The sequence below is a fragment of the Allorhizocola rhizosphaerae genome (genome assembly GCF_003426775.1).
Taxonomy (GTDB): domain Bacteria; phylum Actinomycetota; class Actinomycetes; order Mycobacteriales; family Micromonosporaceae; genus Allorhizocola; species Allorhizocola rhizosphaerae.
This window is the reverse complement of record NZ_QJUG01000257.1, coordinates 1-11164: the sequence shown is the minus strand read 5'-3', so window position 1 is coordinate 11164 and position 11164 is coordinate 1. Positions and strand designations below refer to the sequence as shown.

The 11164-nt window shown below is 68.5% G+C and carries 10 protein-coding genes and 1 pseudogene; all 11 read left to right on the top strand.

Annotation, left to right across the window (positions count from 1 at the left end):
• Nucleotides 1-192 (top strand): annotated as a pseudogene (locus tag DM816_RS35730) (SCO3242 family prenyltransferase); the annotation flags it as partial.
• Complete coding sequence (locus DM816_RS35725; protein ID WP_117214938.1) at nt 189-1496, top strand: TIM barrel protein; 1308 nt, start codon at nt 189-191, stop codon at nt 1494-1496. The pseudogene DM816_RS35730 and the gene DM816_RS35725, both read left to right, overlap by 4 nt.
• On the top strand, nt 1496-2344 hold the full coding sequence (locus DM816_RS35720; protein ID WP_117214936.1) for a TatD family hydrolase: 849 nt from the start codon (nt 1496-1498) through the stop codon (nt 2342-2344). Before DM816_RS35725 ends, DM816_RS35720 begins: the two co-directional genes overlap by 1 nt.
• Nucleotides 2344-3459, top strand: coding sequence for a metabolite traffic protein EboE (gene eboE, locus DM816_RS35715; RefSeq protein ID WP_117214934.1), 1116 nt, complete (start codon nt 2344-2346; stop codon nt 3457-3459). The genes DM816_RS35720 and eboE overlap by 1 nt, the downstream gene beginning before the upstream one ends.
• Nucleotides 3459-4805, top strand: a complete 1347-nt coding sequence (locus DM816_RS35710; protein WP_117214932.1) for an alkaline phosphatase family protein — start codon at nt 3459-3461, stop codon at nt 4803-4805. The genes eboE and DM816_RS35710 overlap by 1 nt, the downstream gene beginning before the upstream one ends.
• The gene (locus tag DM816_RS35705; protein WP_117214930.1) at nt 4802-5875 is read left to right on the top strand and encodes a polyprenyl synthetase family protein; all 1074 of its coding nucleotides are present in this window, start codon (nt 4802-4804) and stop codon (nt 5873-5875) included. Before DM816_RS35710 ends, DM816_RS35705 begins: the two co-directional genes overlap by 4 nt.
• A 156-nt stretch (nt 5876-6031) precedes the next feature.
• On the top strand, nt 6032-7348 hold the full coding sequence (locus DM816_RS35700) for an enolase C-terminal domain-like protein (protein ID WP_117214928.1): 1317 nt from the start codon (nt 6032-6034) through the stop codon (nt 7346-7348).
• Nucleotides 7348-8400 carry a sugar ABC transporter substrate-binding protein gene (locus tag DM816_RS35695; protein ID WP_117214926.1) on the top strand — a complete coding sequence of 351 codons (1053 nt, stop codon included), beginning with the start codon at nt 7348-7350 and terminating at the stop codon, nt 8398-8400. Before DM816_RS35700 ends, DM816_RS35695 begins: the two co-directional genes overlap by 1 nt.
• A 16-nt stretch (nt 8401-8416) precedes the next feature.
• Nucleotides 8417-9916: a sugar ABC transporter ATP-binding protein gene (locus DM816_RS35690; RefSeq protein WP_117214924.1), complete on the top strand. Its 1500-nt coding sequence runs from the start codon at nt 8417-8419 to the stop codon at nt 9914-9916.
• Nucleotides 9909-10913: an ABC transporter permease gene (locus DM816_RS35685; protein WP_117214922.1), complete on the top strand. Its 1005-nt coding sequence runs from the start codon at nt 9909-9911 to the stop codon at nt 10911-10913. The genes DM816_RS35690 and DM816_RS35685 overlap by 8 nt, the downstream gene beginning before the upstream one ends.
• 7 nt (nt 10914-10920) lie before the next feature.
• On the top strand, nt 10921-11079 hold the full coding sequence (locus tag DM816_RS46025) for a LuxR C-terminal-related transcriptional regulator (RefSeq protein ID WP_117214939.1): 159 nt from the start codon (nt 10921-10923) through the stop codon (nt 11077-11079).
• The last annotated feature ends 85 nt before the right edge of the window (nt 11080-11164 follow it).

Sequence of the window (11164 nt, the reverse complement as noted above, 5' to 3'; positions counted from 1 at the left end):
CGGGCGCAGAAGCGCGCGTTCGACAAGCCGGAGGCGGGCAACGTCCGGGCGGCCGTCGGCGCGGGCATCACGTCTCTGCCCGCGCTGCAGGGCGCACTCGCCGCCCGCTTCGGCCACCCGGCCACCGGTGTGGCGGTGGCGGCGGCCGCCCCGCTCGCCCGCAGACTCGCCAAGGCGGTGTCGCCAACATGAGCCTGCGATTCGGCTACGGCACCAACGGGTTCGCCAACCATCGGCTCGATGACGCGCTGGCCGTCATCGCCGAGCTCGGCTACGCGGGCGTGGCGCTGACGCTCGACCACGCGCACCTGGACCCCTTTCAGCCGTACCTCCTGAAGCAGGTCGACGCCGTCGCCACGGCGCTGCACCACCACGGGCTGGCGGTGGTCATCGAGACGGGAGCCCGCTATCTGCTCAGCCCGCGCCGCAAGCACGCGCCCACGTTGCTCGACGATGACGCCGACGTCCGCATCGACTTCCTGCGCCGGGCGATCGACATCGCCGCCGACCTGGAAGCCGAAGCGGTCTCGTTCTGGTCGGGGGTGTCCACAGTGGACCGTTGGGACCGCCTGGTCTCCGGCTGCGCGGCGGTCGTCGAACACGCCGGCCGAAGAGGCGTGAAACTGGGCTTCGAACCCGAGCCGGGCATGGTGGTCGACACCATCGAACGCTGGGCCCGGCTGCGCGAAGACCTCGGCGCACCACCGGAGTTCGGGCTCACTCTCGACATTGGACATTGCCGAGCCGTGGAGCCGCACGACGTGCCCGACTGCGTGCGGCTGGCCGGGCCGCATCTGGTCAACGTGCAAATCGACGACATGCGGCGGGGTGTGCACGAGCACCTCGAGTTCGGTGAAGGCGAGATTGACTTTCCACCCGTGCTCGCGGCCCTTGCGGAGGCGGGCTACACCGGCCTGGTCGCCGTCGAGCTGCCGCGGCATTCCCACGACGCGCCGGGCGTCGCGGCACGCTCGATCGGGTTCCTGCGAGCCGCCGACTGGGTCGGCCGATGCCTCACCGCGATCGCCAAGGATCCGCAGCAGATCACGGTGCTGTTCCCGGCGGTGCGGCGCCATGTCGGGCGTGAGCGGGCCGATGACGCCCGGGTGCGCCTGCTGGCCGCGGCACCCGAGTGGGCCGAGGAGCTGTACCGCTACGGCGACAACGACGAGAAACGGGCGGTACTGCTGGGCCTTCCCGCGATCGATGACACCGGGCGGCACGTCGAGCTGTTGCACGATGCTTTGCGCAGCAACGACACCCGGCTGATCTCGGCCGCGCTCGGCCCCTACTCGGCGCACCTCGACCCGGCGGCGTGGCGGCACGGCGTGCTCAAGGCGGTCTTCATGGGGCTGCACCTGTCCACTGTGCACGATCTCGACCGGCGCGCCGACGCCGAGCTCGGCCGGATGCTCGACGGCCTGCACCGCGAACGTGAGGCAGCCAGGCGCACGATGCCCGCCGACGCGCTGGCCCTGAAGGAGAGGCTGATCTGATGCGCATCTTCGATCCACACATCCACATGACCTCCCGCACCACCGACGACTACGAGCGGATGGCCGCGGCCGGGGTTGCGGCCGTGGTGGAGCCGGCGTTCTGGCTCGGCCAGCCGCGCACCAACGCGGGGTCGTTTCTGGACTACTTCGACTCGCTGCTGGGCTGGGAGCCGTTCCGCGCGAGCCAGTACGGCATCCGCCACCACTGTACGATCGCGCTCAACCCCAAGGAGGCCAACGACCCGCGCTGCCGTGAGGTGCTTGAGGTACTCCCCCGATATCTGGCCAAGGACCGGGTGGTGGCGGTCGGCGAGATCGGCTACGACTCGATGACCCCCGACGAGGAGAAGGTTTTCGCCGCGCAGCTGGCGATGGCCATCGAGCACGGGCTGCCCGCGCTGGTGCACACCCCGCATCGGGACAAGCTGACCGGCACGCAACGCAGCATCGAGGTGGTCCAGGACTCGGGCATCGACTCCAGCCGGGTGGTGCTGGATCACCTCAACGAGCTCACCGTGGGTCTGGTGGCCCCAACCGGTTGCTGGATGGGCTTTTCCATCTACCCCGACTCGAAGATGTCCCCGGACCGGATGGTCGCGATCCTCAAGCAGTACGGTCTCGAACGCGTGCTGGTCAACTCGGCCGCCGATTGGGGCCGCTCCGATCCCCTGCTGACCCTGCGCACGGCCGAGGCGATGCTCGCCGCCGGGTTCTCCGACGACGACGTCGACAAGGTCCTGTGGCGCAACCCGGTCGAGTTCTACGGCCAGTCCGGCCGGCTCGACCTCGATGTCGCGGCAGGCGAGGCGACCTTCGCCGGAAATTCCATTCTTCGAGGGGGTACGTGATGCGCCTGCACCATCCCGGCGGCTCGACGGTGCATCTCGCCTACTGCACCAACGTGCATCCGGCCGAGGACCTGCCCGGTGTGCTGGCCCAGTTGGACCGCTTCGCCGTGCCGGTGCGCGACCGGCTCGGCGCCGACGTGCTCGGGCTGGGTCTGTGGCTCGCCGCACCGGTCGCCGCCGTCCTCGCGGCGGATCGGGATCTGCGCTTGCGGCTGCGCCGGGAGCTGGCGGTGCGCGGCCTGGAGACGGTGACCCTCAACGGCTTTCCCTATCAGGCCTTCCATGCTCCGGTGGTCAAGCATCAGGTCTACCTTCCGGATTGGACGGATCGCCGGCGCCTGGCCTACACCCGCGATCTGGCCACGGTGCTCGCCGATTTGCTGCCCGACGACGCCGCTCGCGGGTCGATCTCCACGCTGCCGTTCGCCTGGCGGACGGACTGGAACGAGGCGCGGATGGCTCAGGCGCGACGGCTGCTCGACGAGCTGGCGCGAGGGCTGCGCCGGTTGGGCCGGGTCAGGGTGGCGTTCGAACCCGAGCCCGGCTGCGTCGTCGAGACCGTCGACCAGGCGGTGACCGCGCTATCCACATTGGACAACGACGTCATCGGCGTGTGTCTGGACCTGGCCCACCTCGCGTGCGCCTGGGAGGACCCGGCCGACACCGTCGCGAAGCTCACCGCGGCCGGGATCCCGATCGTCAAGGCACAGGTGTCGGCCGCGCTCGAGGTCGCCGATCCGGTCGCCGCGGTTGATGTGCTGTCCGAGTATGCCGAACCGCGCTTCCTGCACCAGACGCGCAGCGCGGGCGGGGCGGCGTTCGACGACCTGCCCGAGGCGTTGGCTTCCCGGGCTTCGGGCCCGTGGCGCGTGCACTTCCACGCCCCGCTGCACGGCACGGCCCAACCCCCGCTCAGCACGAGCACCGGCGTGCTGCGCCAAGGGCTGGCGGCGCTGATGGCGGGGCCGGTGTGCGACCACTTGGAGGTCGAAACGTATACGTGGACCGTGCTTCCCGAGGCCGAGCGCCCGGCCGACGACGCCGGGCTCGCCACGGGCATCGCCGCCGAGCTGGCCTTCGCCCGCGACCAACTGCACGGACTGGGAGTGTCGTAATGGAGCGTCTTGTCGTCCTCAATGTCGTGGGGCTGACCGCCGATCTGCTGGAGCACATGCCGCGGCTGCGCCGGGCGTGCGGCCACACCGCCCGGCTCGACACCATCCTGCCCGCGGTCACCTGCAGTGTGCAGGCCACGCTACTCACCGGCGAGCTGCCGCGCGAGCACGGCATCGTCGGAAACGGTTGGTACTTCAGGGATTTGGGTGAGGTGCTGCTGTGGCGCCAGCACCACGGGCTCGTCGGCGGCGAAAAGGTGTGGCAGGCCGCGCGCAAGGTCCGGCCCGGTTACACGGTCGCCAACATCTGCTGGTGGTATGCGATGGGCGCCGACGTCGACTGGACCATCACGCCGCGCCCGATCTACCGGGCCGACGGGCGCAAAGACCCGGACTGCTATACCTTCCCCGCGGACCTGCACGACGAGCTGCCGCCGTTTCCGTTGTTCAGTTACTGGGGGCCGGGCGCGGGGATCACGTCGTCGGCCTGGATCGCGGACGCGGCACGGCACGTGATGGCCACCCGGGACCCGGATCTCACGCTTGTCTACCTGCCGCATCTGGACTACGACCTGCAGCGGTTCGGCCCGTCGTCACCGCGGGCCGCGAGCGCGGCGTCCGAGTTGGACGGTGTGCTCGCGCCGCTGCTGGACGCCGCCGCAAGTCGTGGGGCGATTGTCGTGGCGCTGTCGGAGTATGCGATCACCGATGTGTCCCGGCCGGTCCACATCAACCGTCTGCTTCGGACACACGGGCTGCTCAACGTGCACACCCAGGACGGCATGGAATACCTGGACCCGTGGACGTCACGCGCCTTCGCGGTCGCCGACCACCAGATCGCGCATGTGTACACCAAGGATCCGGTGGAGGTGGCCAAGCTGTGCGCCGAGCTGCCCGGTGTGGCGGAAGTCCTTGACGGGCAAGGGCTGGCACGGCATGGGCTCGACCATCCACGCTCGGGCGAGCTCGTGCTGCTCGCCGAGCCGGACGCCTGGTTCACGTATTACTACTGGCTCGACGCAGCGCGTGCGCCCGACTTCGCCACCCACGTGGAGATCCACCGCAAGCCGGGCTACGACCCGGCCGAGTTGCTGTTCGATCCGGCCTCTCCCGCCGCCGCCAAGGCCCGTGCGGCGAAGGCGCTGGTGAAAAAGAAACTTGGTTTGCGGTACCGGATGAATGTCATAGGTCTTGATCCTGGCGCCCAGGCCATTCGAGGATCCCACGGAATTCTGCACACGGACGCCTCGCCGATCCTGCTCTGCTCCGCGCCCCTTGGCACGCAGCGCCTGGCAGCCACCGACGTGAAAACGTTGCTGCTGCGCCTGTCCGGAATCGCCTCATGACACTGCGCGTGCGCGTGGACACGGTGCTCGACGGCTTTCTCCAGGAACAGCAACGGATGTGGACGGGGCAGGACCGCCGGCCGGTGTGGGAGGCGCTGCGCGAGTTCGTCCTCAACGGAGGCAAGCGGATGAGGCCTGCCTTCTGTTATTGGGGTTTTCAAGGCGTGCGCCGGGACGGCAAGCCGCCGGACGACACGGCCATCGTCGCCGGCGCCGCGCTGGAGCTGTTCCACTGCTTCGCGCTGATCCATGACGACATCATCGACGGCAGCGGGCAACGGCGCGGTGCGCTCTCGATGCACGAACGGTTCGCGGCCCACCACGCGCAGCAACGCCGCCGAGGCAGATGGCAGGGCGACCCCGCGCACTTCGGGCGCAGCGTCGCCCTGCTCTGCGGCGATCTGTGCGCGTCGTGGGCGCAGCAGCTCTTCTGCCGGTGCGGTGCGGCGCCGGAGGCACTGCGCCGGGCGCACGAACTGTTTGCCACCGCCCGGTCCGAGGCGATCGCGGGCGAACACCTCGATGTGCTCTCGTACGCCGTCAACGGCAAGGGCGGCAAGCGTGCCGTCGCACGCGCGATGTTGGTGGCGCGGCTGAAGACCGCGCGCTATTCGATCACGCGGCCGCTGCAGATCGGAGCCGCGCTCGCGGGCGGCGACACGCGCCTGTTGCGCGGCTACGCCGCCGCCGGCGACGCCCTCGGCGAGGCCTTTCAGCTGCGCGATGACCTGCTGGGTGTGTTCGGCGATCCGGATCGGACCGGCAAACCGGTGCTCGACGATCTGCGCCAGGGCAAGCCGACGGTGTTGCTCGCCCTGACCCTTGCCCAGGCCGACCGCGGCCAGCTGGAGGTGTTGCGCTCGCTCGTGGGCAATCCCGACCTCGACAACACGGGTGCCGAGACGGTCCGGACCATCATGGCCGACTGCGGTGCACTTGAGGCGATCGAGAGTCGCATCCGGCTCGGGCATGGCCTGGCGGTCAAGGCGTTGGAGTCCCTTGACCTGGAGGTGCAGGCTCGGGCTGAACTGATCCGCCTGGCCGACCTTGCCGCGGATCGAGCCCACTGAGGAATTCTCCCACGCAATCCCATGTCTGCGGATGGTCCGGCGATGAGTCGATGCGACATAAGCCGATAGACGGCGCAAAACGGCCCAGCATCTAGACGGCGGCGATCTCAAGAGTTATAAAGACATCCCATGACAGCGGGAAGGGGCTCTGGGCGCATGACGTTCATCAGCGAGGTCGAGGCGGTCGATGTCCGGTTCCCCACGTCCCGCGAGCTCGATGGGTCGGATGCGATGAACCCCGAGCCCGACTACTCCGCGGCCTACGTCACCATCCGGACCAGCGACGGGCAGGAGGGTTACGGCCTGACGTTCACCGTGGGTCGCGGCAACGACCTCCAGGTGGCCGCAGTCAAGGCGCTGGCGCCGCTGGTGGTCGGCCTACCGCTGGACGACGTCCTAGCCGATCTCGGTGGTTTCTCCAAACGGCTCACCGGTGACAGCCAATTGCGGTGGCTCGGTCCGCACAAGGGCGTCATCCACATGGGCGCCGCAGCGGTCGTCAACGCGATGTGGGATCTCTACGCCCGCAAGGAAGGCAAACCGCTGTGGCGGCTGCTGGCCGAGATGCCCCCGGAGAAACTCGTTGAGCTGATTGACTTCAGGTACCTTAGGGACGCGCTCACGCCCGAGGAAGCGCTGCAGATCCTGCAACGCGCGGAGCCCGAACGATGGCCGCGTGAACGGTTTCTGCTCCAACGGGGATATCCGGCCTACACCACGACACCCGGCTGGCTGGGCTACACCGACGAGAAACTGGTGCGCCTGTCCAAACAGGCGGTGGCCGAGGGCTTCGGCATGATCAAGCTGAAGGTCGGCGCCGACCTCGACGCCGATGTGCGGCGGCTGCGGCTGGCCCGCGAGGCGGTCGGCTCGGACTTCCGCATCGCCGTGGACGCGAACCAGGCGTGGGGCGTCGACGAGGCGATCGGCTGGCTCACGGCGCTGGCGCCGTACGAACCGTACTGGATCGAGGAACCCACCTCGCCCGACGATGTGCTGGGCCACACCACCATCCGCGCTGCGGTGGCCCCGATGAAGGTGGCCACGGGCGAGCACGTGCACAACCAGGTGATGTTCAAACAACTGCTGCAGGCCGGTGCCGTCGACGTGGTGCAGATCGACGCCAGCCGGGTCGCCGGCGTAACCGAGAACGTCGCGATCCTGTTGCTGGCCGCCAAATACGGGGTGCCGGTCTGCCCGCACGCGGGCGGCGTCGGCCTGTGCGAGATGGTGCAGCACCTGGCGATGTTCGACTACATCGCGGTCAGCCGGACCATGGAGGACCGGATGATCGAATACGTCGACCACCTGCACGAGCATTTCGTGGACCCGGTCGTCATCCGTGATGGTCGCTATACGGCTCCCACCGCACCGGGCATCGGCGCGCGGATACATCCCGAATCCATTGCGGCATACCGCTACCCGGACGGTCCACAGTGGACAATCTCGATTCGGTCCCCCGAGGAGTTTTGATGAACCGCAAAAGTATGGCCGTGGCCGCGGTCGTCGCCGTGTCCGCCTTGCTCATGAGCGCATGCAACCGAGGCGAGACGTCCAGCGGCAGCGGCAGGCCGGTGATCGGTGTGGACTACCCCCGTTCCGACACCGACTTCTGGAACTCGTACATCAAATACGTCCCGCAGTACGCCAAGGAACTCGGGCTGGAGCTGAAGACCACCAACTCGCAAAACGACGTGGCCAAGCTGAGCTCCAACGTGCAGACGCTGATCAGTCAGGGCGTCAAGGGCATCGCCATGGCGCCGCAGGACACGGCGGCCATCGCGCCGGCCCTGCAGACGCTTGCCACCAAGAAGATCCCGGTTGTGAGCATCGACACCCGCCCGGATCAGGGCGACGTGTTCATGGTCGTGCGTGCCGACAACCGCGCGTACGGCGAGAAGGCGTGCAAGTTCCTCGGTACCAAATTGAATGCAAGCGGCAAGGTGGTGATGCTGCAGGGCGATCTGGCGTCGATCAACGGCCGCGATCGCACCGAGGCGTTCAACGACTGCATGAAGAAGAACTATCCCGCGATCACGGTGTTCGGCGAGGCGACCAACTGGGACGGGGCGATCGCGTCGCAGAAGCTGCAGATCCGGCTCACCGAGCACCCGGACATCAAGGGCATCTACATGCAGTCCAGCTTCGCCCTGGCCGGCACGCTGCAGCTGCTCAAACAGCGCAACCTGCTCGTCGCGCCCGACGACCCCAAGCACGTGTTCGTGGTGTCCAACGACGGCATTCCCAAGGAACTTCAGGAGATCGCCGCCGGGAACATCGATGCCACGGTCTCGCAGCCGGCCGACCTGTACGCCAAATACGCTTTGCACTACCTCAAGGCCGCGATCGACGGCAAGACCTTCCAGCCGGGCCGCACCGACCACGACAGCACGATCATTCAGGTACGCCCGGGTGTGCTGGAGGACCAGCTTTCGGCCCCGCTGGTGACCCGTGACGGCGGCGCATACGGCGGCATCCAGAGCGTCAAACCCGACGACAAGTCCCTGTGGGGCAACAACATTTAGCCGGCCGGGGGTGCACATGAGTGAGGTCGCGCAGGCCAGGCACATCACGAAGCGATACGGCTCCACGGTGGCGCTCGACGACGCCGGGATCACCGTGCGGACCGGGGAGACGCACGCTCTGGTGGGCCGCAACGGAGCCGGGAAGTCCACACTGGTCGCGATCCTCACCGGCCTGCAGGCACCCGACTCCGGTTCGGTGACGTTCGGTGGCGCGCCCGCGCCGCGACTGTCCGATCGCGACGCGTGGCGCCGCCGCGTCGCCTGCGTCTACCAGAAGTCCACCATCATCCCGGAGCTGACCGTCGCCGAGAACCTGATGCTCAACCGGTACGACCGCGGGCGCGCCGGGCTCATCGACTGGGGCACCGTGCGCCGCCGCGCGCATGAGTTGCTCACGGAGTGGTCGGTCGATGTGGACGTGCGGACAAGGGCGGGCGACCTCAGCGTCGAGCAGCGGCAGTTCGTCGAGATCGCCCGCGCTCTGTCGTTCGGCGCGCGGTTCATCATCCTCGACGAACCGACCGCCCAGCTCGACGCCGCCGCGATCGCCCGCCTTTTCGCCCGCATGCGGGATCTGCGCCGGCAGGGCGTCACGTTCCTGTTCATCAGCCACCACCTGCAGGAGATCTACGAGATATGCGACATGGTGACCGTCTTCCGGGATGCGCGCCATATCGTCACCGCGCCCGTGGCCGAACTCGCGCGCGGTGAGCTGATCGCCGCGATGACCGGTGAGGCCGCGGCCCTCGCGACTCCGCGGACGCGGAGGGCGCCGGCGGAGTCGGCCCACGCGCTCCTGGACGTCGATGGTCTGTCCACTGCGGGGGTTTTCGAAGACGTGTCGTTCCAGGCGCGGCCCGGTGAGATCGTTGGCCTGGCCGGGTCCGGGGGCAGCGGCAAGACCGAGGTCGCCGAGACCATCGTGGGGCTGCGCGCCGCCGACGCGGGCACGATCTCCGTGACCGGGCGGCGGCTGCGCCACGGTGACGTGGCTGACGCTCTGGCCGCCGGTGTGGGTTTCGTGCCACAGGACCGGCACCATCAAGGGCTCGTGCCCGCAATGTCCATCGGCGACAATGCCACGCTGACCATCCCGCAGCGGCTCGGCCCGGCCGGATTCCTGAGCGGGCGGCGCCGGGACACCATCGCCGCCGCGGCAATCGACCACCTGGCGATCAAGGCACCCGGGCCGGGGTTGCCCGTCGCCCAGCTGTCGGGCGGCAACCAGCAGAAGGTGGTCATGGCCCGCGCGCTGGCCAACGAGCCGCGGGTGCTGGTCCTGATCACTCCCACGGCGGGTGTGGACGTGCGGTCCAAGGAGTTCCTGCTCGCCAAGGTCGAACAGGTCGCCGACGCCGGGACGGCCGTCGTCGTCGCCTCCGACGAACTGGACGACCTGCGGTTGTGCGACCGGATTCTCGTGATGTTCCAGGGGCGCATCGTCGCCGAGCTGCCCCGCGGATGGGCCGACCGCGATGCCGTTGCTGCAATGGAAGGACTGACCATCGATGGGTGAGCTCACTACGGCCCCGCCCCGCCGGATCGCCGGTGGGGTGGCACTTGCCCGGCTGCGCGACCTGGCCCTGGTACCGGCGATCATCCTCATCGCCATCGTCGGGCAGATCATCAGCCCGGTCTTCCTCGCGCCCGACAATCTCATCAACATCGGCCAGACCATGTCCGAGGTCGCGCTGCTCGTGCTGGCGCAGACCATCGTTCTGGTCGCGGGCAAGATGGACCTGTCGCTGGAGTCGACGTTCGGTCTGGCGCCCGGCGTCGCGGCCTGGATGACCGTGGCCGTCGGCGCCGGCCACGGGCTGGGGCTGGTGCCCGGTGGCTGGGCCATCCCGATCACGCTTGCGGTCGGCGCGCTCATCGGCGTGGCCAACGCCGCGCTCATCGTCCGGTTTGGACTGCACGGGTTCATCGTGACGCTGGGCATGCTGATCGTGCTGCGCGGCCTGCTCACCGGCATCTCGGGCGGCCAAACGTTTTTCATGCTGCCTGATTCGATGATGTACCCGGGCACCGCCATGTGGTTCGGCATCCCCGCATCGATCTGGATCTGCCTGGGGCTGTTCGCGGGCGGCATTGTGCTGCTGGGATACACCAGCTTCGGGCGCTCGCTCTATGCCATCGGCGGCAACGTCGACGCCGCCAAGGCCGCGGGCATCCGCACCGACCGGGTCCTGTGGATCGCCCTCGTGTCCGCCAGCACCCTGGCCGCTCTCGGTGGCTTGATGCTGTCCGGCCGGCTCGCCTCCGTCGCGGCCTCACAGGGCAACGGCGCGATCTTCACCGTGTTCGCCGCGGCCGTCATAGGCGGCGTCAGCCTCAACGGCGGCAAGGGCACCATGTTCGGCGCCTTCACCGGCATCCTGCTCCTGTTCATGATCCAAAATGTGCTGACCCTCGCGGGCGTGCCCGCACAATGGATCGGCGCACTCAACGGCGCCATCATCCTCATCGCCCTGGTGGTCTCCCGCATTACGTCCGGCAAGGCACAGGAATAGCGCGCGGATCCCCTTCTACAACTCCACAGAAGGAGATCGCCTCGGCGCTGTTCCTCAGCTCCTCAGCCAGACGACGGTCGAGTTCCACCTCGGACGGGTGTATCGCAAACTCGGCGTGGGGTCGCGGGCGGAGCCGGCGCGCCTGATGGCCACCCTTACGTCCTGATGGGAGCGTTGCGGGCGGCCGCCGGAGTCGCATGACTCCGGCGGCCGGCGGTGTTGCGGTCAGCCGGGTTGGGTGAGCTGCCGGG